We start from the raw sequence: 22,838 nt of genomic DNA on the forward strand, positions 1-22,838 counted from the left end.
ATCGGCCGCAGCGCCTCCGCCCCGCCGGCGCGAAAAAGATCGCGCCATGCATAGAGGTCCTTACGTAACACATTCAGCTCCTGGGAAAGAGCCCTTATGCGCTCACCCGCCAGAATGCGACGGACTGCCTCGAGCTTGAACTCTCGGCTGAAAACACGGGGTGATTTGTTGGGCATACGTTCTCCGTTAGAGAACTGTCCCTAATTTCCCGTGTCTCACTTTTGGGGTGCACTCCAAAACCGGCCCCGGATTTCGCTTCGCTCCATCCGGGCTACGGGACTCAATCCCGGCTACGGGACTGGCGCGGCCGCAACAGGCGCAGCGAAACCCATCATTCCAGTACGGCCATTGAGGGGTCGCTTCCGCCTTCGCTCTTTGAGCTACGGCGGACAGGTCGCTCACCCCATCGCACGCAAAGATTCGTAGCCCGGATGGAGCGCAGCGTAATCCGGGACCAGTGCGCCTTGCGGCAAACATCCCGGATTGCGCTGCGCTCCATCCGGGCTACACAGCCCGTCTAGGCGTTCGTTGCCGCTAGGCCGCGTGCGGCCGGCCGGCGGCTTGAGCCTTGGTGATATCCACCCAGCAAGGATCGCTGGTATGGACCGCGACGACGTTGATTCCGAGCGCCAGGAACTGGTAGCCGTTGTCGCGCAGCCACTGCTCGAGCTGCTGGGGGTCCGTCTTGATCTTTTCGATCAGCAGGATCGGGTGATACCGCTTGATCGTCTGATGGGCGCCCGCGAGGGCCTCCATCTCCATGCCCTCGATGTCGATCTTGATGAAATCGACCCGCGGCAGGTTGAGCTCGTCCAGCGTCATCTTGCGGACGAGGACGGTATTCTGGGCATAGTCGATCGGCTGGCCGATGAATTCGTTGCCCGGGCGCTGGCGCAATTCCAGGCTGCCGAAGCTGGACGGCGTGAAATAGTCCGGGTTCGGGATCTGCATCGTGCCGGATTCGGAGGATACGGCCGCGTTCACTGCCAGCGCGTTGAAGCAGTTGTTGATGGCGATGTTGCCCGCCAGCGCGTAGTAGATCCGTTCCTGGGCCTCGATCGCAACCACCGAGCCCCAGCCCGTCATGAACGAGGCCCATTCGACCGTGTGCACGCCGATATTGGCGCCGCAGTCGATGGCGATCACCCCGTCATGGAAGTGTTTGCGGCGCAAGCCCAGCAGATCGAGCGCGACGTTGACTTCGCCCCGGTCGAAAGCGCCGGTTTCCAGGATCTGGAAGCCGACGCCATAGCCGCGGTCAGGCGCGACCATGCGGTAGTCGAAGCGGTTGACGATCATCGTGCCATGGTTGGACGAAGCCATGACGAAGGCCAGCTTTTGCCCTGCGATAGGCATGCAGAATCTCCTCTCACCCAGAGTAGATTCCACTATCCCAGTGCCTGCTTACGCGAGGCTTATCCCGGCCTCGGAGCGTCCCCGTCGCGACCATCGCCATCATGTCACCATAGCCCTGTTTTGCCCGACGGAGCAAGGTTCATTTCGTAAAATCCGCAAGGCTGCAGATTCAACGACTTGGCTACTGTGCATGGGGTTGTTTTCGACGTTTTAGTTGGTAAGCCCGTAGCCCGGATGGAGCGCAGCGCAATCCGGGACCACTGTGTCTGCCTGGACAGCCCCCTGATTACGCTTCGCTCCATCCGGGCTACACGCTTCATCCGGGCTACAGGAATGCCCCCATGACCCCAGTCCTCCGCATCGCAGCCTTCTCCGACGGCAACACCGGCGGCAATCCCGCCGGCGTCTGGATCGGCGACGTCCTGCCCGATGCCTCGCGGATGCAGGCGATCGCCGCCGAGGTCGGCTTCTCCGAAACCGCTTTCGCCGCGCCCGAGCGCGACGCCTGGCGCGTCCGCTACTTCTCGCCGTTGATGGAGGTGCCGTTCTGCGGCCACGCCACCATCGCGCTGGGCGCAGCCCTTGCGCAGCGCCACGGCGACCGCAGCTTCGCGCTGCAGCTCAATGACGCCGTCATTTCCGTGTCGGGGCGCCGCGACGGCAACACCATCGCCGCCGCGCTGCAGTCACCGCCGACGCGCAGCGCGCCGCTCGATGCCTCGCTGCGGGACGAGCTCTTGGACCTGTTCGGCTACGCCGCCGCCGATCTCGACCCACAACTGCCGCCGGCGAAAATCCATGGCGGGGCCGATCATGCCGTCCTCGCGCTGACATCCCGCGAAGCGCTGGCGCGCATGGGATATGACTTCGAACGCGGCCGCGCGCTGATGGCGCAATCAGGTCTCGTCACCATCGCGCTCGTCAACATCGCGACGCCGCGTCTGTTTCATGTCCGCAACGCCTTTGCCGCCGGCGGGGTCGTCGAGGATCCCGCGACGGGCGCGGCCGCCGCGGCGTTTGCCGGCTATCTGCGCGACATCGGCTGGCCGCATGGCGGCGCCGTCGACATCGTGCAGGGCGAGGACATGGGCGCGCGGTCGCTGATCCACGCCGAGATCGGCGAGGCCAGAGGTAGCTCGATCCGGGTCTCGGGCACCGCGCGCGTCATGGACGCGTGATCGGCGCGAGGCGTGGAGCTTTTGCTTGCATTCCCCCGCTCCGCCCCTACGGTGCGCCGCGCGAAGACAGCTATGAGACGAGACCTGCCATGACCGACGCCACCAAATGCCCGAAGTGCAATTCCGAGCACGCCTATCAGGATCGCGATCTCTGGATCTGCCCGGAATGCGCCCATGAATGGAGCGCTGCGGCCGGCGCGGTCGCGGATGCGCCGCAGGAGGCCGGCGTGCGCGATGCCCATGGCAATGTGCTCACCGACGGCGACAGCGTCATCGTGATGAAGGACCTCAAGGTCAAGGGCTCATCCTCGGTCGTCAAGGGCGGCACCAAGGTCCGCAACATCCGCCTCCAGGACGCCACCGACGGCCACAACATCGCCTGCAAGATCGACGGCATCGGCGCGATGAACCTGAAGTCCGAGTTCGTGAAGAAGGCGTAGGGTTCGCGCAAGTGCGTAGCCCGGATGGAGCGAAGCGCAATCCGGATGACAACCTCACCGCTGTCGTTGCGCGAGGTAAAATCCGCACAGCACCGTGACGAGGCCCGCGGTCTGCAACATCGTCGGCGGCTCGCCGAGCAGCAGCCAACCGGTGAGCAGCGTCAGCGCCGGCACGCAGGCCGGAAACACCGCCGCGCGGCCGACGCCGAGGCGCTGGACCGAGACGGCGTAGAGATAGAGCGCGGCGGGACCGGCGAGCACCCCCTGCGCCAGCGCTTGGATGGCGTTTTCGGTGACGCCGATCGCCGCGATGCGGGCAAGCCCGCCCGTGACGAGATAGACCGGCAGCAGCAACAGCGACAGCACGTTGATGACGAGCGCCGCCGACACGGCTGAGACGCGCCAGTGCCGCAGCAGCGCGCCGAAGCCGGCGAACATCAGGCCCGTGAGCACGAAGATCAGATCGCCCTGCACGCCGTCGGCGCCGATATGGCCGATCGATTCCGCGCCGATCACACCCAGGCCGCCGACGATCACCAGCGCACCCACGAGGCGCGAGGCGGAGATCCTCTCCTTCAGGAACAAGGCGGCGAGCAGGAGCCCGCCGAGCGTGGCGCAGGATGGCTGGATCACGCTGCCATGACCGAGCGGCACGAACAGAAAACCAGTGTAGGAGATCAGCGACATCACGGGGCCGCCAAGCACCATCAGCGCCACTCCCCTCGCCCAGCCGATGCCGCAGAGATCGGAGATGCCCGCGCGAAAGACCAGCGGCAGGAACGCGATGCCCGACCAGACATAGCGATGCACCAAGAGATCGACCGGCGTGAAACCGACCTTCAGGCCATGCCGCGTGCCGGCAAAGCCGAGCGCCCAGAACAGCGCCGCCGACAGGCCACAGACGACGCCGAGAAGCGCCGGTGCCGTATCGTTCTTTTGGGTGAGAGCGTCAGCGCCGCTCGTTCGCTGATCCATGACAAAGCCTTATGTCAGGGCGCGATGAGGCTCAACCCACGCAGCTGCACGGCTGGGCCGCAGTGAGGTTGCGTAGCCCGGATGGAGCCGCGTTCTATTCAACCACGCGCATGACGGCTCGCCGCAATCGGACTCGGTCATCCCGAGTTGCTTCCACCTGCGCCGTGCTGCGCTATCATCCGGCCATGCTGAGTTTCGACGACTGCAACGCCGCGCGCCTGCGCAGGGATCCCCGCTACGACGGCCGCTTCTTCACGGCGGTGAAGACGACGGGCATCTATTGCCGGCCGGTCTGTCCGGCCAAGCAGCCGCTGACGCGCAACGTCGTCTATTTTCCGACGGCCGCAGCCGCCGAGGCCGCGGGCTTCCGGCCCTGCCTGCGCTGCCGTCCCGAGACTGCGCCGTTCTGCCCGGCCTGGAACGGCACGCGCTCGACCGTGGCGCGCGCGGTGAAGCTGATCAATGAAGGCGCGCTCGACGAATGTTCGGTGGTGACGCTGGCGATGCGGCTCGGCATCTCCTCGCGTCATCTGGCGCGGCTGTTCGAGCGGCACGTCGGCGCCACGCCGCAGCAGCTTGCGAAGACGCTGCGCGTCCAGCGCGCAAAACGCCTGCTCGATGCCGGCGATCACAGCATGACTGATATCGCATTCCAGTCAGGCTTCGGCAGCCTGCGCCGCTTCAACGCCGCCTTTGCCGAGCTCTACGGCAGATCACCGTCGAGGCTGCGTGCGATGCGACGCGTGTAATCGCTCAGAAAAAGCCTGGGCTGAGATCGAGCCCGTAGGTCAGGCTCAGCACGAACACGAACAGCGCGGCGGCGGCGAACATTGCAAAATGCCGGACGATAAAATCGCGCGGCGACGTGACGGCAACAACGGCTTTCTGGGCAACAGGCATGACGGCTCCATTATGAAAACGATTCTTGGCCGCCAATATGCGGCGCCCGCATCAAGCGCCGCGATCTGCAAAGCAACTATTAAAGAGATCACACTCGTTTTGAACGGCGATACACAACTCGCGTGTCAGAGCTCATTTTTCCGCGCAATGATTCTCACTCCGCGCATCAACGCGTGATGCGACTGATCACATCGTCGCGACTGCATCCAAAAAAAATGGCCGGGACAAGCCCGGCCATGACGTCGTTGAAAGCACCGAGCTCGCAGCTCAGTGCGACGTCAGCTTAGCGCGCGGAGCCCGTGGTCACGGTTGCGGTCTTCAGCTTGCGCGGCGTCAGGACGCTGGCCTGGAGCGCCGTCACGCTGGTGGCGGGCGCCGTCACCTGTTGCTCGACATGGGAGGCGCCGAGCACGCGGACCTGCACGGGCGAGGCCGGAATGCCGTTGGCCTCATAGGCCGGCAGCTCGGCAGCGAAGGTGGCAGTCGAGCCCGCGATGACGAGGGCGGCTGCGATCGACAAAGTCTTCTTGTTCATGGTGATGCTCCAAAGAGTAGTTTAGAGCCCATGTAAGCCTGATTTGCTGCATTGCGATATGCACTGCTGCAACGCAATATCGCGCGCCATGCATGGCGATATGTTTAACGCGCCCGACGGCCTGGACGGATCCCCGCCCAGGACCTCGGCGGAAAAGCGCCCTACTTCAACGCGGTCGCCAAGGCTTGCAGCTTTTCGACGAGATTGGTTCCGAGCGCATAGATCACTTCGATAATCGCGAGCGCGATGCCCGCTGCAATCAGGCCGTATTCGATCGCGGTGGCGCCGGTCTCGTCGACCGCGAATTCAATCAAGAGGCATTTCAATTTCACAAGCATATCCTTCCCAAATCTACCGGACGTTGCCGACACGCGAGCAATGCACGACCACAATCCAAGATTGAGTAAATCCAGATCATTCAATTTGATTGGCATTCGGGGGCAATTTTTCCTGTTTTCCCGCTGGATAGCCGATGGTTCCGCCATTGGGAACTCAAGTTGCATCCGGGCAACACTCGCGTGAAAAGCCCTTTTTCGGCCATTGGTGCCATTGCGTCGCCACATCGTCCCCCGAACAATTGACGCGCCGCGTGCTTGGCTGTGCAATCTGGTTCGCTCACGAACTTCGGAGGCAGGGATCATGAATGATCGGCGGTCTCTTCTTGTGGCGGTCTCATGCCCCTCGGCCGTCATGGCCGGCTGGCTGGCGCTCTCCCTCTCCGCCTATGCCCCTGCCTTGATCGAGAACAGCGGCGCCAACGCAGCCGCCCTCTCCCGCGCGAAAGACCTCACCCGCCTCGAGCTTGCCGACATCCCGCACGCAGCGACAATCGACGACGGCGTTGCGCTGACGGCCGACATTGCCGCCGCGGCTGCGATGCCGAGCGTGGCGCTGGTCGAAGCGCCGCCGCCCGAGACCCCCGGCCCTGCCGTCCAGGTCGCCTCGGCCGATCCGACCGATATGGTTCCAGCGATCTCGCCGCCGCCTCAGGTCGCGCCTGAGCCTGAGCCCGTCGCCAGCGAGGCCAAGGCCGAAGTTAAGTCCGGGGCTGCTGAGGCTGAGCCCCCACCGGAACCTGCCATCAAGCTCGCCTCCGCCGATCCCGGCGACGTCGTCCCATCGGAAGCACTGTCGCCGGCGACGATCGCAACCGGACCGGCGCCGGCCCCAAGCAAGGCATCGCCCTCCGCCGACACCGTCGCCGTGCTCGACGAATGCTTCGTCATGGACGCCTGCATCGACCGCTATCTCTGGGCCCTCTATCAGCGCACGCCGAAAGAAGACTCGGTCAAGGTTACGGAGCGCCGCGCCGTCACCATCAAGCGCAGGGGCAAGATGGTGACCGTGATGCGCAGCTTCACGAAACTGGTCGATGAGGATTTCGGCTGGAAGGATCCGAAGGCAGCCGAGCACGCCAAGATGTCGATGATGGATTACGTCATCGGCGGCATGGACAAGAGCTTCAAGCGAAAACTGTTTCGCACGCTGCTCGCCGCCGAAGCGGCCGGCCTCTCCCCGGGCATCACCAGCGCGTTCCGCGACGATTATCGCCAGTCGATCGCAAGCGGCCTGAAGGCCGCCTCCGACCGCTCCTATCACGGCGGCAGCACGCGCGGCGGCTACGGCCACGGCATGGCCGCCGACATCGTCTCGACCGCCGGCAACAACCGCGCACAGCGCTGGGTCTCGACCGAAATCCTGTGGAAGTGGGTCGACGCCAATGGCAAGGCGCTGGGTATCGGCCGGCCCTATCTTGACCGCGATCCGCCGCATGTCGGCCCGGTCGACGGCGCCGAATACATCTCCAAGCGTGGCACGGGCGACCGCGTCGCCAGCGCCAAGTCCAGGAAGGTCGCGCGGGCCGCGGCCCACGCAAAGCCGCCCAAGGCGCAGGCCGCGCGTGAGCAGAGGAGCTCGGCCAAGCCGCAGAAGTCGGCACAATCGGCCGGCAAGCGGGCGACCTGAACCGTTACGCCTTTCGTCCTGACATCGGCAACGGCACGAGACGCATCTCGGCTGTCCCTGCTTGCTGCGTGCGCACCAGCACACCAAAGATGGTCTCGACCGCAAGCCGCACCGCCGCCTCCATCGCCTTGCCCTTGGCCAGTTGCGCCGCGATCAGCCCGGTGAGGAGATCGCCGGTGCCATAGGGGCGGATCGGCAGACGCGGCGTCGCAAAGCGCGACAATTGCCCGTCCGCACAGAGGATCGTCTCCACCTGCCTATCCGGCGTGTCGCTGAGCGTACAGCCGGTGGCAACGACGTCGATGCGGCCGGCCCCTGCGAGCGCCGTGCACGCCGCGCGCAAATCTTGAGTATTCGCAATCGACACGCCTGACAGCAGTTCGAGCTCGAACTGGTTCGGCGTCGTCAGGTTGGCGGCCGGCAACAGCCGATGCCGCACCACATCCAGAATACCGTCGGCGACATAGACGCGGCCGTCATCGCCGATCACGGGATCGCAGAGATAGACGAGCTTCGAATTCCGGTTCAAGGCCCGCTCGACGAAATCGGCGATCACCTGGGCATTGCCGGGCGAGCCGAGATAGCCGGTGACCAGCACCGCGGCCTCGTCGACGAGATCGCGTTCCTCGACACCCCTCAGGAGATCGGCGACGAGCTCGGTCTCCAGCACGCGGCCACGCAAGGTCGGATAGCGCGGATGGTTCGACAGCAGCGTCGTCGGCACCGCCGCGACGTTGACGCCCTCGGCCTGCATGGCATAGGCGGCCGCGCTGTTGCCGACATGGCCGTGGACAACCTGGCTTTGAATGGAGATGACGAGCATGGGAGGTCCGTAAGGTCTAACAATGAGAGTGGCAAGCGTAGCCCGGGTGGAGCGAAGCGTAATCCGGGGTTTAAGCATGCGGCACGATTCCCGGATTTCGCTGCGCTCTACGGCATCTCATACCCAAGCTCCGGCCGCAGCGCCTGCATCTTTCGCGCCAGCCGCCGGTGCCCACTCTCCTCCGACCGCGCCAGCCGGCCCGCGACCGCGACATGGTCCGCATCGCTCTTGTGCTGATTGAGCTTGGCCTGTCCCTCGATCTGGTCCACCACGAGATCGACGACGCGGATCGCCGCCAGCATGCTCTCGCGCTTGTCCGGCTCCATCTGCGCGAGGTCCCACGGCGCCTTCGGCAACCGCGCCTCGGCGACCGCCAGCAGCGCATCACCATGACCGCGGTTCTCGCCCTGCCCACGCAGATGTGCCACGCCGGACAGGTGCACCGCCTCATAGAGCCAGGTCGAGACGTTATCGCGCGACGAATACCAGTCGTTGGAGATATAGGCGTCGTCGCCGGCCACGATCAGCAGGAAGCGCCTCGCGCCATCTGCCAGCGGCACGAGTGGATTCTTCGCCGTGAAGTGGATCTGCACGATGGTGCGCCCGTCGCGCCGGTCCAGCACGAACGGCACATGCGAGGCGCGCGGGCCACGCTCATCCGCCGCGACGATCGTGCCGAAGCCACGCTGGGCTGCGAATCCCAGCGCACGCTCCTCCTCGATACGAAACTGGGGCCGAAGGACGTGCATGGCGTGGCGCTCGAGCTGGACGAAGGACGAAGGACGAAGGACGACGCAAGCCTAACCCATCATCCGGCGAAACCTGAAGCAATATTGGCCCGCAAACGCGGATGTCAGGAATGAGCTCAGCGGCGCGCAAGCTCGCCGAGATAGGCGCAGAACATGTCGGCGAGCCCATCGGCGTAGCGCGCGATCTCCGCCTCGCTGCGCGGCGTCTCCGAGAACCGCTTGCCGACCTCGCTCAGGGTCGTCGTGATCAGCTCGGCGGCAAGCCCGCGCATCGCGTCCGTCGCCGCGGGAAGCACTTCCTGCATGAAGGCGGCGACGATCCCCTTGCCGGCGGCGCGTGCGTCCTGCGCCTCGGGCGCATCGCGGTAGAGCGGTGCGGTGTCACTAAGCGCCGTACGGATCGCAGCCTCCTCGCATTCCGAGCGGATGAAGCCGTGGACCAGCGCGCGCAGCCGCACCAATGGCGGCTTCGCACGATCATCGAGAATGCCGCGCAACAGCTCGCTCGTGCGCCGCCACTCGTCGCTCTGGAGGCGAAACAGGATTGCCGCCTTGTTCGGGAAATATTGATAGAGCGATCCGACGCTCACCCCGGCCCGCTCGGCCACCCGTGCCGTGGTGAAACGCTGCGCGCCCTCCTTGGCCAGAACCTGAACAGCCGCATCGAGAACAGCCGCCACGAGCTCGCTGGAGCGGGCCTGCTGCGGCTGTTTTCGTGAGGAAACTGAACGACTTCGGCGATCAGCCACGGCATGCCCCAGTCCATGCGAATAGGAAACGCGACGAATTAGTCGTATTTCCTATTCCACGCAAGCACGTGTTTGCCGCGAACTCTGGAGACTTGAAATGACGACCCCAACCATCACTTCGCTTGCGCCGTTGCTGGAGCGCCTGTTCGACCAGGCCGAAGCCTCGGGCGGTGCAACGCGAGCCGCCGTGGCGGACCTGTCCGACGCCGACCGCGCGCGGATGATGCGAAGCAAGACCGATTACCGCGCGCTCTATGGACGCCTGAAGGACGCGCCGCTGGCCGTCTCGCGCGAGACGGGGCAGCTGCTCTACATGCTGGTGCGCAGCTCCGGCGCCAGGACGATCGTCGAGTTCGGCACGTCGTTCGGCATCTCCACCCTCCACCTTGCCGCGGGCTTGCGCGACAATGGCGGCGGCCGTCTCATCACCAGCGAGTTCGAGCCGTCCAAGGCGGCGCGGGCACGGGAAAACCTCTCGGCCGGCGGACTGATCGACCTCGTCGAAATCCGCGAGGGCGATGCGCTGCAGACGCTTCGCGAGGATCTGCCCGATACGATCGATCTCGTACTGCTCGACGGCGCCAAGGCGCTCTATCCTGAGATCCTCGATCTACTGGAAGACCATCTCAAGCCCGGTGCAATCATCGTCGCCGACAATGCCGATGACAGCCCCGACTACCTCGCGCGCGTGCGTAGGCCCGGAAACGGCTACATGTCCACGCCCTTTGCCGAGGACGTCGAGCTCTCCGTGCGGATTAGCTAGCGCGAGAATCGAACCGTTGCGACATCTCGGAGGCCGCCGTGCGATTGATCGCGCGGCGGCTTTGCGTTGCGGGCGGAAGCCTCGATAGTCCATGGTATAGGGTTCCGATCTGTCGCAGGCTCGTCACTCACACGTGATATCTCCTCCCGGCAAAAGCCATGTTCAGCGTGCGAAACATACCTACCGCGCGGTATCTTTCGTGCCTACATAAGCTCATCATGACCTCCGCCTTCAGTGCCTACGCAGCCCTCGCCCTTGCCATCGTCTTCGAGGTGACGGCGTCCGCCTTCCTGCAGCAATCCGCGCAGTTCACGCGGCCGTGGCCGACGCTGGCCATGGTGCTGTTCTACGTCGCCTCGTTCTACGCGCTGTCGGTGGCGATCCGGGTCATTCCGCTCAGCATCGCCTATGCGATCTGGGGCGGCGTCGGCATCATTCTGACCGCGACCGTCTCCTTCGTGCTGTTCCGCCAGATGCTGGACGCCGCAGCTTTCGTCGGCATCGGACTGATCGTCTCGGGGGTCGTGGTCATCAACCTGTTCTCGCAGACGACGGCGCACTGATGCCGGCGAGCGCCTATAGCCGCGCCAAGCAGCCCGAGCAGGTCCGGCGCGCCCTGCTCGACCATGCGGCGGCCATCGCCATGGACCATGGCGTCTCGGGGGTCACGGTTCAGGCAGTAGCGGCGGCGGCCGGCGTGACCAAGGGCGGGCTGTTTCATCATTTCGGCAGCAAGCAGGCGCTGATCGAGGGCCTGTTCGCCGATCTGCTCGCGCGCGTCGATGCCGAGATCGACGCAGCGCTCGAAGCTGACCCGAAGCCGCGCGGCAGTTTTACGCGCGCTTATGTGAATGCGGTATTCACCGGAAAAGCCTTCGGCTTTGCCACGCCCTGGGCGGCGCTGAGCATGGTGGTCGTGACCGATCCCTCGTTGCGCCAGCTTTGGAACGACTGGATGAAGGCCCGCCTCAAGCGCCATCGCGCGACCGACGGCACTCCCGAGCTCCATGTGGTCCGTCTCGCCGCCGACGGCGCCTGGCTGTCCTTCGTCACGACGGGACAGACGCGCATCAACGCCGAGTTGCGCGCCGTACACGACCGGCTGGTCGCGCAGACCTATCGGCGCAGCTAGCGGCCGGCCGCTATCCGTAGCCCGGATGGAGCGCAGCGCAATCCAGGATCCCTGTCGCCGTAGGCGCTGCCCCGGATTTCGCTTCGCTCCATCCGGGCTACGAACAACCTTACGGTGCGGTCTTGATCTTGGCGCGCAACGTGTTCACGTCCACGATACTCGGCAGGAAGCTGAAATTCGCCGAGGTCTTGCCGTCCGCCAGTGTCGCGAAAGCGTGGCAGCTCACGCATGAGCCCGGACCGGCAGCTCCATTGCTCAGATAGTTCTGGATGTAGGTTTCGAGCGTCATGTTGGAGAGCATGCCCGGCACGGCGTTGAACGGCACCGGATTGGGCGGCGTCGGCGGTTCGACCACGCCGCCCCATTGCGTACCCACCAGCATGTAGTTCTGGAACACGCTCTTGAGCGTGCCGAGCGCCATCCGCCATTGTTCGTTGAGGGCGGCCGTCGTCGGATAGATCCGCCAGCAGCGCACCGCCTGTGGCTGCGCGGTCGCACTGGTCGTGCTGCCTTGGGCGTAGGGCTTGCGCGGATTCCAGGGGAATGTCGTCTTGCTGATGTCCGGCGATTGCGGCGCGATGTTGGTGCCGAGGCCCGATGGCGCGCCGGTGTTGAAGAACGAGAAATGCGATCCCGGCGCCGGGTTCGCCGGCCCGCAGCTCGGCTGATTGATCCAGTTCGTGGCCTTGTCGGTGCCGCAGCCATCCGCGACGTTGCACGGCTTGTCCGCGAGCGGCGCGTTGTCGACATGCTCGAACGTCGCCCAGATCCATTGCGGCCGCAGCGCCGGATTGTTCTTGTCCACCGGATTGCGCTGGAGGATGTGCATGCCGACGAGTCCCACCCGCTCGCTGCGGCAGAACGGACGGCCGTCGCGCACGAGGTCGCCGGACACCGCAGCAGGATGTTCTGCGTGTAAAATTTCGACGGATCGTCCTTGGACGGATCGAGGATGCGCCAGGACGCCTTGATCTCGATCGAGCCATTGGTGCCGTCAGGCACCGTGGCCGATGATGTGAATTCGGCGCCGCCGGGATTGCTCTTGATGAAATTGAGCTGACCGGCCTTCGTCGTCAGCGTCTGCAACTTCTGACCGCCGGGCGCGCGCAGATATTGCGCCTCGATCTCGTTGACGCGGCGCTCGAACAGCGTCCAGTTGCCGTTGACGTCGATCAACGGCTTGTTGGTCGCGGCCTGCAGATATTCCTCATTGTTCGGCATCGGCTGGCCCTTGCCGTTCGAGCCGATATGGAAGATCGGAAACGCCAGCGCCTGCGGACAACCGGCGATCACGGGCGCATTGCCGAACAGCGAGGAGACCGTCGGATAGATCTGCCAGACCCGCCGGCGCCGTGGGGACGCGACTACTCGCTCTGCACTGGTTTGGGCGTGTGCGACTTGGATCGCGCAGGCTTTTTGGCAGGCGCTCCTGCAGCGCCCGGAGGCGGCGTATCGACCGACACCAGATAGGCCGCGAGAGCCTTGGCGGTGTCGGAGCTGGTGGAATAATGGTCCTGCAGGAACCAGGACAGCGTGAGGCTGTAGCGCCCCTTCGCAAGCCCGCGCGGGCTGCGATGGCAGGTCGTGCAGCCGTCGGCGAAGAGCTTTTCGGCCGATTTGCCGGCGTCGAGATTTTGCGCGGAGGCAAACGACCCCGTCAGCACGACGCCCGCTGCAGCAATGGCCCCAACCAGAGGCGCGATGACTTCGCGCCTCGGTCGAATGAGCGATCTCAATTTCGTCCCCTAGCCCGTCTTGCGGTCACGCCGCCAATAGCTGATCGAACTCTGTCGGAGTATAGGCCTTGCCGTCCTGGTCGGTGATGACGACCTGCCATCCCTCGCTCGCCCAGACTTTTGCCTTCGCCACGATGAGCAGCCGGCTCTCGCGGGCAAAACTGCACTTCTCATTGTCGCGTTCTGCGACCATCTTATAGGCCAATGCGCATCCCCTTGCGTTGCCCTGCACCCGTTTCCCTCGTGACAGCGGGCTTTGGCGGCAATTCGCCGGGAGCATGGCAATTTGATGCCAACCACGGCAGCATTGTGCTTCGGTTCCGGCCAAATGAGGGAGATTGATCGTGAGCCGCATCATGAAAGCGATTCTGCTTGTCGCGGGCTTGCTTGGCACCGTGCTCGCTGGCGCTCCCGCAGGGGCGCAGACCTACGACCCGCGCTATCCTGTCTGCATCGAGATCTACACTCTCGACGGCAGCAACATCGATTGCAGTTTTATGACGATCGCACAGTGCATGGCGACTGCATCAGGACAGTCGGCGCAGTGCTATGCCAATCCCTATGCCGCGCTGGGCCGGCAACCGAGCCCGATCCCGTCGCCGCCGCGACGGAGCCGTTAGCTCACTTTCTGCGCCCCGATCAGTGGACGCGAATGATATGGGGACGGCCGAGATCGATCAGCCCCTGCACCGCCGAGAGGCGATCGTCCAGGGCTGCGATGGTGAGCAACAGATTGTTGCGGCGCTCGTCGAGCATGCCGATCTCGGCGCCGGTGAGCTTCGTGCTCGTCCGCTCCTTGTGAATCCCGTCGAGGGATTTACGCAATCCGGCAATCAGGCCGGCCAGCTGTTTGGCTTCTTTGGTCATCGACCGCTTCGCGACATTCTGGCGGCGCGTCCCCGCCTGGTTCTGTCTCATCGTCATCCTCCCGTAGCCCCGCTGCCCCGAGTGGATGCTTACATCTTTGGGTCGACCTGTTACGATCGATGAAATCTGCCAGCGAAGAACTTTCTTAAATTGGATGCGCCGGGAACCTGGGCCCGGCCCAACAGAAAGCCCGGCGCGAAGGCCGGGCTTTCGTTGGTGGATTTACTGCTTCTGATGGCCGCCGCCGGGACCGCCGGCCGGCGCGCCGCCGCCATGCGGAGCGGCGTTGATATGCGGAGCGCCGCCGCCACCGTGCGGCATCGCAGGCGCGGCCGCGCGCGGCGCCGGCATCTGCGCATGCGCATTCATCGGCGAGCCATGACTCACATTCGGCTGAGCCACGTGAGGCGCGGCAGGACGCGCAGGAGGTGCAGCCGAGACGCGCGGCGCTTCATGCGCACGCGCCATCGGCTGCGCGCGCACCGCGGCGCGGGCCTGCGCCGGCTCATGCATCATGCGGGCCTGTGCGTCGCGCGGATTGCGGGTCTGCATGTTGGCCCGCTCATGCGCGATGTGATCGGCTCGTCCGACACGGGCCCGGTCGGCCGTCACGGCAGCGTCGCGTCTGGCGATTGCAGCGTCGCGCCTCGCGATCGCGGCATCATGCCGTGCGGTCGTGGCGTCACGCGTCGAGATCGCCGCAGCGCCCTTGGCGTCAGCCTTGCTGATCTCACCCTTGCCACGCACGCCCTCGCGTCCCAGCGCGATCGCAGCGTCGCGCGTCGCCGCGCGGCCGATGCGGGCCACACGCGGATCGATCGTCATCCGCGTCGCGATGTTCTGGTGCGAGGTCCAGTAATTATTCCAGTAGGCGTGGCGGCGATACCAGGGACGTCCCTCGTAATAGCTCGACCAGTACGAGGTCAGCACGAACGGGACGATCGGCACGTCGATCTGGTCGGCATAGTCGGGCAGATAGACGTAGTGATTGCGGTAGAGATATTCGAGATATTGCGACGAGACCCAGCCGCGATCGTCGGAGAAGCTCACGTCGCACCAGGCATTGCCGCGCAGGCAGCCATGGATGTTGACGCGGGCGCCCTCGGGGACGCGATCGACCAGCGGAAAGCCTGGCCCCGGTCCGGCGCGCAGGCCGGTCGAGACGGTGACGATGCCCGGCGCGGCCAGCGCGGCCGTCGGGGCGAGCAACAATGCTGCAACTAAAGCGGTTCTGAGCCTCATGGCGTAGTCCTCCTCTTGCGAGTCGGAACGCGCCAGCGGAATGAGCGTTCCGCGTGCCGTCGTTCATCCGTCAAAAGATTGAGATGCACGCCGCACGCGGTTCAATATTCATTCGCCGTTCATCGGCAGAGCACTGCCAGCGCGTCAATTCACCGACAGCATGAAGTTGTCGAAGTACGACGCAAGCGCAGCAAACCCGTTGAGCGGCAGCACGGTCGCGACATACTGGTCCGGCCGTACCACGACCATGCAGCCCGCCTTGCGATCGATACCGCGCATCGCGAAGACGTCGTGGCCGCTCTTGAGGTCCGGACAGAACATCTTTTCGTAGTCGAGCAAACCGTAGCGTCCTTTGCGCGGCAACAGCAGCGCGGGCATCGCCTCAATGGCGAGCTCGCGATGATCCTGCTGGAAGACCGCGCGCAGATCGATCACGCTATCGATGTCGGCGGCCGCAGGCGTATAGAGCCTGATCGGAGACTCCCGGGCCTCGCCGAGGAAATTGCACAGCGCGCGAATGGCCGAGCCTGACGCCGCAGGGTCTTCCGCCGGCGCGAACGCGTAGATGCGGAAGCGGCCGTCGGCCTGCGAGGCATGGCCGAGATGGACCGGCTTGGCGTCGCCGAGCCGAATGACCGGCGCGGAATGGAAGCGTTTGCCGATGACGAGACCTTCGGCGAGATGCTGATGCGAGGTGGCGCCGGTCAGGGTCGACGGCTTGTAATGCGTCGCGGTGCCCGCGGTGTAGCGGCCGTGCCTGACAAAATAGTCCTGCGTCTTGGCGGCATCGGCGCCGCCGGCCTTCGCAGCGGACGCCAGAATTCCCGCCCATTCGCGGTCGAAATCGATCAGCTCCTTCGCAACCGCCTGGCGTTCCGCCGAATAGGAATGCAGCAAGGTCGGCGGGCACTGCTTGCGCAGCACGGCTGCAAGCTTCCAGCCGAGATTGAAGGCGTCCTGCATCGAGACGTTCATGCCCTGCCCCGCCTTCGGGCTGTGGGTATGGCAGGCATCGCCGGCGATGAATATCCGCGGCAGACGTGAATTGATCTCGGCTTCCGGCACGTCGTCGAACTTGTCGGTCAGGCGCTGACCGATCTCGTAGACCGACCACCACGCGATCTCCTTCACCTCGAGCGTGTGCGGCTTCAGGATCCGCTGCGCTTTGGCGATCACGTCCTCGGCCGTGATGTTGCGATTGGCGACGCGCTCGCCGACATCGAGTTTTGCCAACTCCACATAGAGGCGCGCCATGTAGCCGCCCTCGCGCGGAATGATCAGCAGGCTGCCGTCCTTGGCCGACTGGATCAGGGATTTGAAGCGGATGTCGGGAAAGTCGGTCACCGCCAGCACGTCCATCACGCCCCAGGCGTGGTTGGCGGAATCGCCGTGCAGCTCGCGGCCGATCGACTTGCGCACCGTGCTGCGCGCGCCGTCGCAGCCGACGACGTAGCGCGCCTTGATCGTCTCGACCTTGCCCTCGTTTCCGGCATCGGCGCGTTCGAGCCGCGCGGTCACGGCATGGTCAGTAGCTCCTGCGGCCGGATCGACCTGGAGGTCGAGCAGGCGCCGGCTGTAGTAAGGTTCGAGCTTGGCCGGTGACTTGCGCATGACGTCGAGAAAGCCGTCATGGATGCGGGCCTGGTTGAGGATGACGTGCGGGAATTCGGACAGCCCATCCTCGACGTCCTGCACCCGGCCGCTGCGCACGATCTTCTCGGGCGCGCGCTCGTCCGGCTTCCAGAACGTGGTCTCGTTGACCCAATACGCCTCCTTCAGCACGCGCTCGCTGAAGCCGTAGGCATGGAACATCTCCATGGTGCGGCAGGCGATGCCGTCGGCCTGCCCGACCAGCAGCCGTCCCGGCTTCTGCTCGACGATGCAAGTCTTGATGTCAGGAAATTGCGCGAGCTGGGCCGCGAGCGTCAGGCCCGCCGGGCCGCAGCCGACGATGAGGACATCGACCTCTGCAGGGACGGTGCCCATTGCGCCCGGAGCCTGAACGCGCTCGGCGGGATCGGCAATTTCAGGATCGCCCGGCTGAAATCCATTGAGATGGAATTGCATGAGCACCTCTCCCTGGCAACGTTCTGTTTGGATATTGATCAGTATGCTGACTATCAGTATACTTGTCAATGATCCGCACCACTCCTGCCCGCAAACGGAGAACTCGGTGAGCGAACCCAACGATATGCCCGGCCATTTGGCGCGCCGGTTCCAGCAGATCGCCGTGGCCGTGTTTCTGGCCGAAGTGGAAGATGCCGGCTTCGATCTCACGCCGGTGCAATACGCCGCGCTCGCGACCATCAAGGCCAATCCGGGGCTCGACCAGGTGACGCTCGCCGGCCTGATCGCCTATGACCGCACCACCATCACCGGCGTGATCGATCGCCTGGTGCAGAAGGATCTGATCGAACGCCGCGCCAGTCCCCGCGACCGCCGCGCCCGCGAGCTCGAGATCACCGACGAGGGCCGTCGCACGCTGCGCAAGATCACGCCCGCGGTGGAATCCGCCCAGCGCATCATGCTGCGCGGCCTCAGTGCCAAGGAAGGCGACGAGTTGATGCGGCTGCTGCGCAAGGCCATCGCGGCCGGCAATGAACTCAGCCGCGCCCCGCTGCGGCAAGCGGGGACGTAATCCTGTATTTCTATGGGCATTTGTCGGAGGTCTGCGAAACCTGGAACTAACCTTCGGCTGCTAGCGTCGCCCCCATTCGGCGCTTAACGCGCGATTAACTTTGCCGGTTCGGGAGTTTCGGATGTTCAGGTTCCACATTGCGGCCGCGGCCATCGCGCTCTCGACCGTTCCTGCATTCGCGAACGGCCATGGCGGCGACGCCCCTCCTCCGCCCAAGCCCGAGGCGACGACCGCACCGGCCAAGGTGGTCCTGACCAAGCAGGGTCCCAAGCTGGTCGATCTCAAGGGCATGACGCTCTACACCTACGAGCGCGACACCAACGGCAAGAGCTCGAACTGCAACGGCAAGTGCACAGAGAGCTGGGTCCCGCTGACCGCGACCACCGACGCCAAGGCCGTCGGCGACTTCACCGTGATCAGCCGCAACGACGGCAGCAAGATGTGGGCCTATCGCTACCGCCCGCTCTACACCTCGCCCGCCGACAAGGCCCCCGGCGATGCCAACGGCAATGCCACGACCCTGCAATGGCGCGTCGCGCGGCCTGAGGATTGACGCGCCAGCGCCTCCGGCCGCATCAGTGTTTCGGCGCGCTCACGGCGACCTTGCCATGCGCGCCGGAATCGACCGAGGCGTAATTCACGTCAGCATTCCGATGCAGCGCCACATAGAGAGCCATTCCGGCCAGGAGCGATCCATAAAAACCGAACACCGCTAGCCGCCATTTGCGGGCAATTCGGCGATCGCTCTCATTCCATTGGTAAAGGAATTTCTGCATGATGCCTCCGATGGCAACCGGCCATCGGGGCATAGCAAGATCCCGTTTCATCGGCTGTGAAGCACTTCACCCTTGCAGCGCAGCGTCTTCACGCTTGAGTGAGCCGACGCAACGCTAGCCCCGCCAGCTCCTGCCGGCCTCGACCTGCGCGCTCTGTCCGGGCGGCAGCACCACGACGGTCGAATTGAGCTTCACCCGGTCGTAGAGATCGATCACGTCCTCGTTGCGCATCCGGATGCAGCCTGACGAGATCGCCTGCCCGATATATTCGGGCTGGTTGGTGCCGTGGATGCGGTAGAGCGTGTCCTTGTTGCCGAGGTAGAGATAGATGCCGCGCGCGCCCAGCGGATTGGCGGGGCCGCCGGCGACGCGCGCCGGATAGGGCCCGAGCCGCGCCTGGATGTCCGCCGTCGGAACCCAGTCCGGCCATTCCGCGAGCCGGCCGACCCGCGCGACGCCGGAGAACGCCATCGCTTCCTCGCCGACCGCGACGCCGTAGCGGATCGCCTTGCCGTCAGGCAGCACGAAATAGAGATAGCGCGCATCGGTATCGACCAGGATCGTGCCCGGCTGCTCCTTGCGCGGATAATCGACGATGTGGCGGAGATATTGCTCCGGCACGTTCGCCTTCGCGTAAGGCGTGTGCGCGAGCAACTGACGGTCGCGCGCAGTCATGCTCGCATCCGTCGATGGCGAAAGCGTCGTTTGCATGCAGCCGCCCAGCGGCAGCAAGGCAACGACGAACAAAGCGAGTAGAGATTTTGGCACCGCCGGCCCCCCGATAGCGCAAAGCAGCGCCCCCAGCATCCCCACTTGCTGCCTAAATCGTGCTGAAAGCAAGGCAATCTGGAACACGACCGCGTGTTGGGCAAAGCGGGTTCCATCACCACAAACGGCAGAGGAGCGTCGCAGCATCTCCATGCCCTCGCCTTGCTTTGGTCAAACCCGGCTGGACTCGTGGGTCCCAGGGTTTGGGAGATGGGGCACACCTCAACAGATCGGCTCGCGCCAATGCGGACGATGAAGGCATCAAAGGAGCTGCGATGCTCGCGACGCTGAACAGCAGTCAAATCGTCGATGCGATCGTGAAGGACACGGTGAAAGACACGATCAAGGACAACGATCCGCACGACGCGGTTCAAATCTCGCCCGAGATGGTGCTGGGCTCGCGCTCCATCAGCGTTGCGCCCGCGCTGGCGCCCGAGATCGCGGCGCGTCCGGAGCCGAAATTCGCACCGGAGCCCAAGGTCGGTCGAGAGATCAGTATGGAGCCGAAGTTCAGTCCTGTCGCCGAGCCGCAGACGGCAGCGCCTGCGGTCGACACCGCCGTACGCGTCACGGCGAGCGATGGTCATGTGAGGCGGAAGAAATCAGCTGTAGGCAGGTGGCTGCGCGGCGCGTTCCTCACGTTCCTGTTTGCGGGTGGCAGCGCGGCCGCCACCATCGCCTGGGAGAAGCACGGCGACACCGCAAAACAGATGCTCGCCGAATGGAAGCCGGTCCTGGCGGCGTTGTTGCCAACGACATCGCAGACCGCGCCCGTCGCCGCTGCAGAGGCCGCGCCGCCCGCGGCGCAGGCCGCAACGGACCAAACGGCCGATCAGCCTGCGGCACAAGCTGTGGCCACTCAGCCCGCGACGCCGCCTCCGGTTCAAGTTGCCGCCGCTGCTCCCACAGCAGCACAACCCGATACCGTGCAATCGTTGACGCGCGATCTCGGCTTGATGGCGCAGCAGATCGAAACGCTCAAGGCCAGCATCGCCGAGTTGAAGGCAGGTCAAGAGCAGATGGCGCGCGAAATGGCGAAGCCACCCGCACCGAAGCCGGTGGTCGAAGCGAAGCCGCCGATCGATCCGCGCGCACGCGTGTCGGCGATTCCGCCGCGCGCAGCCGCGCCGACGCCACCACCGGTTCGCAAGCCGAAGCCGGTCGTGTCGCACACTTACCCGCCGGCTTATTCGCCCGCGCCGCTCGCTCCTCCGCCGCCGCCCTCGCAGGCTGCCGCGATGCCGCCGCCGGCAGCACCGGCCGCCACGACGCAAGCCGTTGCCGATGACGACGGACCTGTCGTGCGCCCGCCGATGCCGCTGCGCTAGACAGCGTCATCAACAACGCAAGCGTTGTGCACGGTGACCTGAGTCGATGTGATGCGTTAAGTCCGGGCAATTACGGGAAGCGATGTTTCGATCGTCTTCCCTCATGAGAAAAGGCCGTCGGGATCTATGCCGCCGGCCTTCTCTTGCAGCTGCCGGTTCCCGGAGCCCGGTTCTGCTGCAATTCCATGCCTTATGATCGCGCCGACATATTTAATAAAATCTTAACGCCCTCGAACGCTGCACATCATTTCTGCGCCATAGGCACAGAGAATGTGCGGTCTGTTCATCCGATAAATATCGACTCGTGGTACGATCCAGCATGTTTTGAAGACTTCCGTTGAAGGCTTCGTTTGGAAATTTGGGTCGTCAACACCGGGGAATTCGGATGCCATACTACTCCTTCGATCTCGTGGTTGGTGAAGAGTTCAAGAACCAGGGCGGTATCATTCTCGAAGACATCGAGGTCGCCTCCGATCGCGCCGTTCAACTGGCGTGCGAGCTCTCGCAGGTGAAGCCGGAGCTGCAGCAGAAAGGTTGTGCGGTGCGCGTCACCGATCGCGATCACAACGAAGTCTATCGCACGCCGCTCGATCCCGTGCCGGCCTGGCAGCGCTAATCCTCAAGCACCGGCGCTTCGAACCAGTTCGTCAGCGACAATCCGCCGTCGACGACGAACGCTGCGCCGGTGACGTAGGCTGACAGCTTGTTCGACAGCACCGTGAGCGCCATCGGCGCGAGGTCATCAGCCGCGCCGAGACGCCCGAGCGGAATGTGCTTCGCGAGCGACGCGTCCGCGACGAAGCCGCCGGCTGCGATCGCCCCCGGCACCAGCGCGTTGACGCGGATGTCGTGACGCCCAAAGCTCTTCGCGAGCTCCTTCACCAGCATCGCCATGCCTGCCTTCGCCGTCGAATAATGCGGCAGGTTGCGCGGCGTGCCCGCATGCAGCGACGTCAGGAACAGGAACGAGCCGGGACGCTTGGCTGCGATCAACTTCTTGGCGATCGCGCGCGCCAGGTGAAAGCCGGCCTCGAGGTTGACGGCGTGCATCTCCTGCCAGGTGCTGCGATCGACCGCGAGCGCGTGGTCAGCCTCGCGGCGCGGCGGCGAGGCGCTGTGCACGAAATGCGTGACGTCGCCCAGCGCGGCATGTGCGGCCGCCAGCAACGCATCGCATGCATCTAACCTCGCGAGATCGCCGACCCACGGGACCGCCAGATCGGGCCTGCCGCTCGCCCCGATCGCGGCACTCACCCGTTCCGCGCTGATATCCGCGAAGACGGTCCGGACGCCCTCGCGGACCAGGGCTTGTGCGATCGCGCGGCCGATGCCGTTGCCGGCGCCGGTGACGAGCGCGGTGTCGCGTGCGGGATCGAATGGCGTGCTGAACAGGCTCATGTCGCGCTCCGGGTCCGGGAGCGGCTAGCGTAGCGCACCGCACCGCGATGCGACAATTCCGCCCCGGCGCCATTGCGGAGCCCCGCGCCGGACGCTAGCCTCCCCCAAAAAATCGAGGAGGTTACCCAAGAATGCGCACCCGTTTTCTGATGGCAGGCCTGTTGCTGATCGCAGCTCCCGCCCAGGCAGCCGACGACCACCCCCGCTCGACCTATGTGACGATGGTCCTGCAGGCCTTCGCCGCCAAGGTCGAATGTCCCGGCACCGATGTCGTCTACCAGGATCTGGTGCAGAAGGCGCAGCAGATGCAGCTGCCCGACGGCACCACCGAGCAGGTGCGCAAGGCGATCGCCTGGATGCACACCGGCGGCAAGATGGGTGAGAAGCAGGCCGACGACATCATGGCGGAGGTCGCGGTTGCGACCCAGATGACCGATCTCGATCAGCGCCGGCTCGGCATGAGCAATTGGTGCGAAAAGCAGAAGACCGCCGGCCTGATCCGCAGCAAGGGCGGCTAGCG

General features: G+C 64.8%; 31 protein-coding genes. 13 read left to right on the plus strand and 18 right to left on the minus strand.

What is annotated here, in order from left to right; all coding sequences use genetic code 11:
- Both RAD16_RS05980 and RAD16_RS05985 read right to left on the minus strand, forming a co-directional pair.
- On the minus strand, positions 1–176 hold a 176-nt coding region (locus RAD16_RS05980; RefSeq protein WP_458157399.1), incomplete at its 3' end, for a transposase.
- A 358-nt stretch (positions 177–534) separates the two neighbouring features.
- Positions 535–1,356, minus strand: a complete 822-nt coding sequence (locus RAD16_RS05985; RefSeq protein ID WP_458156961.1) for an FkbM family methyltransferase — start codon at positions 1,354–1,356, stop codon at positions 535–537.
- A gap of 341 nt (positions 1,357–1,697) precedes the next feature.
- Here RAD16_RS05985 and RAD16_RS05990 point away from each other — a divergent pair, with 341 nt between their 5' ends.
- On the plus strand, positions 1,698–2,534 hold the full coding sequence (locus RAD16_RS05990) for a PhzF family phenazine biosynthesis protein (protein ID WP_458156962.1): 837 nt from the start codon (positions 1,698–1,700) through the stop codon (positions 2,532–2,534).
- Between the two features lie 89 nt (positions 2,535–2,623).
- Positions 2,624–2,974: a zinc ribbon domain-containing protein YjdM gene (locus tag RAD16_RS05995; protein ID WP_458156963.1), complete on the plus strand. Its 351-nt coding sequence runs from the start codon at positions 2,624–2,626 to the stop codon at positions 2,972–2,974.
- A gap of 54 nt (positions 2,975–3,028) precedes the next feature.
- Here RAD16_RS05995 and RAD16_RS06000 read toward each other — a convergent pair whose 3' ends face one another.
- Positions 3,029–3,949: a DMT family transporter gene (locus RAD16_RS06000; RefSeq protein WP_458156964.1), complete on the minus strand. Its 921-nt coding sequence runs from the start codon at positions 3,947–3,949 to the stop codon at positions 3,029–3,031.
- Between the two features lie 185 nt (positions 3,950–4,134).
- Between RAD16_RS06000 and RAD16_RS06005 the strand changes: the two genes are divergently transcribed.
- The gene (locus tag RAD16_RS06005) at positions 4,135–4,698 is read left to right on the plus strand and encodes a bifunctional transcriptional activator/DNA repair enzyme AdaA (protein ID WP_458156965.1); all 564 of its coding nucleotides are present in this window, start codon (positions 4,135–4,137) and stop codon (positions 4,696–4,698) included.
- A 4-nt stretch (positions 4,699–4,702) separates the two neighbouring features.
- On the opposite strand, the gene RAD16_RS06010 is transcribed toward RAD16_RS06005, so the two are convergent.
- The 3 genes from RAD16_RS06010 to RAD16_RS06020 form a co-directional block, all read right to left on the minus strand.
- Positions 4,703–4,849 (minus strand): hypothetical protein, encoded by a 147-nt coding sequence (locus RAD16_RS06010; RefSeq protein ID WP_458156966.1) that lies wholly within the window; start codon positions 4,847–4,849, stop codon positions 4,703–4,705.
- 283 nt (positions 4,850–5,132) lie between these two features.
- Positions 5,133–5,384 (minus strand): hypothetical protein, encoded by a 252-nt coding sequence (locus RAD16_RS06015; protein ID WP_458156967.1) that lies wholly within the window; start codon positions 5,382–5,384, stop codon positions 5,133–5,135.
- A 161-nt stretch (positions 5,385–5,545) separates the two neighbouring features.
- Complete coding sequence (locus tag RAD16_RS06020; RefSeq protein WP_458157400.1) at positions 5,546–5,716, minus strand: Flp family type IVb pilin; 171 nt, start codon at positions 5,714–5,716, stop codon at positions 5,546–5,548.
- A gap of 307 nt (positions 5,717–6,023) precedes the next feature.
- Here RAD16_RS06020 and RAD16_RS06025 point away from each other — a divergent pair, with 307 nt between their 5' ends.
- Positions 6,024–7,349, plus strand: a complete 1,326-nt coding sequence (locus RAD16_RS06025) for a hypothetical protein (protein WP_458156968.1) — start codon at positions 6,024–6,026, stop codon at positions 7,347–7,349.
- A gap of 4 nt (positions 7,350–7,353) precedes the next feature.
- Here the strand turns inward: RAD16_RS06025 and pdxY are convergent, their stop codons facing one another.
- From pdxY to RAD16_RS06040, 3 genes are all read right to left on the minus strand, one after another.
- A complete protein-coding gene (pdxY, locus tag RAD16_RS06030) occupies positions 7,354–8,172 on the minus strand; it encodes a pyridoxal kinase (protein ID WP_458156969.1) in 819 nt (272 codons plus the stop codon).
- Positions 8,173–8,279: 107 nt separating this feature from the next.
- Entirely contained in the window at positions 8,280–8,921 is a 642-nt protein-coding gene (locus RAD16_RS06035; protein ID WP_458156970.1) for an FMN-binding negative transcriptional regulator, read from the minus strand.
- Between the two features lie 116 nt (positions 8,922–9,037).
- A complete protein-coding gene (locus RAD16_RS06040) occupies positions 9,038–9,670 on the minus strand; it encodes a TetR family transcriptional regulator (protein ID WP_458156971.1) in 633 nt (210 codons plus the stop codon).
- 97 nt (positions 9,671–9,767) lie between these two features.
- Between RAD16_RS06040 and RAD16_RS06045 the strand changes: the two genes are divergently transcribed.
- From RAD16_RS06045 to RAD16_RS06055, 3 genes are all read left to right on the plus strand, one after another.
- Entirely contained in the window at positions 9,768–10,433 is a 666-nt protein-coding gene (locus RAD16_RS06045) for an O-methyltransferase (RefSeq protein WP_458156972.1), read from the plus strand.
- 218 nt (positions 10,434–10,651) lie between these two features.
- Positions 10,652–10,996: a DMT family transporter gene (locus tag RAD16_RS06050; RefSeq protein WP_458156973.1), complete on the plus strand. Its 345-nt coding sequence runs from the start codon at positions 10,652–10,654 to the stop codon at positions 10,994–10,996.
- Positions 10,996–11,565, plus strand: a complete 570-nt coding sequence (locus tag RAD16_RS06055) for a TetR/AcrR family transcriptional regulator (protein WP_458156974.1) — start codon at positions 10,996–10,998, stop codon at positions 11,563–11,565. The genes RAD16_RS06050 and RAD16_RS06055 overlap by 1 nt, the downstream gene beginning before the upstream one ends.
- A gap of 109 nt (positions 11,566–11,674) precedes the next feature.
- Here RAD16_RS06055 and RAD16_RS06060 read toward each other — a convergent pair whose 3' ends face one another.
- The 3 genes from RAD16_RS06060 to RAD16_RS06070 form a co-directional block, all read right to left on the minus strand.
- Entirely contained in the window at positions 11,675–12,460 is a 786-nt protein-coding gene (locus RAD16_RS06060; protein ID WP_458156975.1) for a hypothetical protein, read from the minus strand.
- A gap of 469 nt (positions 12,461–12,929) precedes the next feature.
- Positions 12,930–13,301 carry a hypothetical protein gene (locus RAD16_RS06065; RefSeq protein WP_458156976.1) on the minus strand — a complete coding sequence of 124 codons (372 nt, stop codon included), beginning with the start codon at positions 13,299–13,301 and terminating at the stop codon, positions 12,930–12,932.
- 25 nt (positions 13,302–13,326) lie between these two features.
- Positions 13,327–13,659: a hypothetical protein gene (locus RAD16_RS06070; RefSeq protein WP_458156977.1), complete on the minus strand. Its 333-nt coding sequence runs from the start codon at positions 13,657–13,659 to the stop codon at positions 13,327–13,329.
- Here RAD16_RS06070 and RAD16_RS06075 point away from each other — a divergent pair.
- Entirely contained in the window at positions 13,658–13,921 is a 264-nt protein-coding gene (locus RAD16_RS06075; RefSeq protein WP_458156978.1) for a DUF3551 domain-containing protein, read from the plus strand. The two genes, RAD16_RS06070 and RAD16_RS06075, sit on opposite strands and share 2 nt — an antisense overlap.
- A gap of 19 nt (positions 13,922–13,940) precedes the next feature.
- On the opposite strand, the gene RAD16_RS06080 is transcribed toward RAD16_RS06075, so the two are convergent.
- From RAD16_RS06080 to RAD16_RS06090, 3 genes are all read right to left on the minus strand, one after another.
- Entirely contained in the window at positions 13,941–14,168 is a 228-nt protein-coding gene (locus RAD16_RS06080; protein ID WP_458156979.1) for a hypothetical protein, read from the minus strand.
- 222 nt (positions 14,169–14,390) lie between these two features.
- Positions 14,391–15,410: an SH3 domain-containing protein gene (locus RAD16_RS06085; protein ID WP_458156980.1), complete on the minus strand. Its 1,020-nt coding sequence runs from the start codon at positions 15,408–15,410 to the stop codon at positions 14,391–14,393.
- Positions 15,411–15,554: 144 nt separating this feature from the next.
- On the minus strand, positions 15,555–17,477 hold the full coding sequence (locus RAD16_RS06090; protein WP_458156981.1) for an FAD-binding monooxygenase: 1,923 nt from the start codon (positions 17,475–17,477) through the stop codon (positions 15,555–15,557).
- 106 nt (positions 17,478–17,583) lie between these two features.
- Between RAD16_RS06090 and RAD16_RS06095 the strand changes: the two genes are divergently transcribed.
- Together RAD16_RS06095 and RAD16_RS06100 are read left to right on the plus strand one after the other, a co-directional pair.
- Complete coding sequence (locus RAD16_RS06095; protein WP_458156982.1) at positions 17,584–18,048, plus strand: MarR family winged helix-turn-helix transcriptional regulator; 465 nt, start codon at positions 17,584–17,586, stop codon at positions 18,046–18,048.
- 121 nt (positions 18,049–18,169) lie between these two features.
- Positions 18,170–18,601, plus strand: a complete 432-nt coding sequence (locus RAD16_RS06100) for a COG4315 family predicted lipoprotein (RefSeq protein ID WP_458156983.1) — start codon at positions 18,170–18,172, stop codon at positions 18,599–18,601.
- 22 nt (positions 18,602–18,623) lie between these two features.
- Here RAD16_RS06100 and RAD16_RS06105 read toward each other — a convergent pair whose 3' ends face one another.
- Together RAD16_RS06105 and RAD16_RS06110 are read right to left on the minus strand one after the other, a co-directional pair.
- Entirely contained in the window at positions 18,624–18,824 is a 201-nt protein-coding gene (locus tag RAD16_RS06105) for a hypothetical protein (protein WP_458156984.1), read from the minus strand.
- A gap of 114 nt (positions 18,825–18,938) precedes the next feature.
- Positions 18,939–19,535 (minus strand): L,D-transpeptidase, encoded by a 597-nt coding sequence (locus RAD16_RS06110; protein WP_458156985.1) that lies wholly within the window; start codon positions 19,533–19,535, stop codon positions 18,939–18,941.
- 332 nt (positions 19,536–19,867) lie between these two features.
- On the opposite strand from RAD16_RS06110, the gene RAD16_RS06115 reads away from it, so the two are divergent.
- Positions 19,868–20,920 (plus strand): hypothetical protein, encoded by a 1,053-nt coding sequence (locus RAD16_RS06115; protein WP_458156986.1) that lies wholly within the window; start codon positions 19,868–19,870, stop codon positions 20,918–20,920.
- Positions 20,921–21,305: 385 nt separating this feature from the next.
- Entirely contained in the window at positions 21,306–21,536 is a 231-nt protein-coding gene (locus tag RAD16_RS06120) for a DUF6894 family protein (RefSeq protein ID WP_235546697.1), read from the plus strand.
- On the opposite strand, the gene RAD16_RS06125 is transcribed toward RAD16_RS06120, so the two are convergent.
- The gene (locus RAD16_RS06125; protein WP_458156987.1) at positions 21,533–22,318 is read right to left on the minus strand and encodes an SDR family NAD(P)-dependent oxidoreductase; all 786 of its coding nucleotides are present in this window, start codon (positions 22,316–22,318) and stop codon (positions 21,533–21,535) included. The two genes, RAD16_RS06120 and RAD16_RS06125, sit on opposite strands and share 4 nt — an antisense overlap.
- Positions 22,319–22,449: 131 nt before the next feature.
- Between RAD16_RS06125 and RAD16_RS06130 the strand changes: the two genes are divergently transcribed.
- The gene (locus tag RAD16_RS06130) at positions 22,450–22,836 is read left to right on the plus strand and encodes a hypothetical protein (RefSeq protein ID WP_458156988.1); all 387 of its coding nucleotides are present in this window, start codon (positions 22,450–22,452) and stop codon (positions 22,834–22,836) included.
- The last annotated feature ends 2 nt before the right edge of the window (positions 22,837–22,838 follow it).

The organism is Bradyrhizobium sp. 18BD (genome assembly GCF_054185225.1).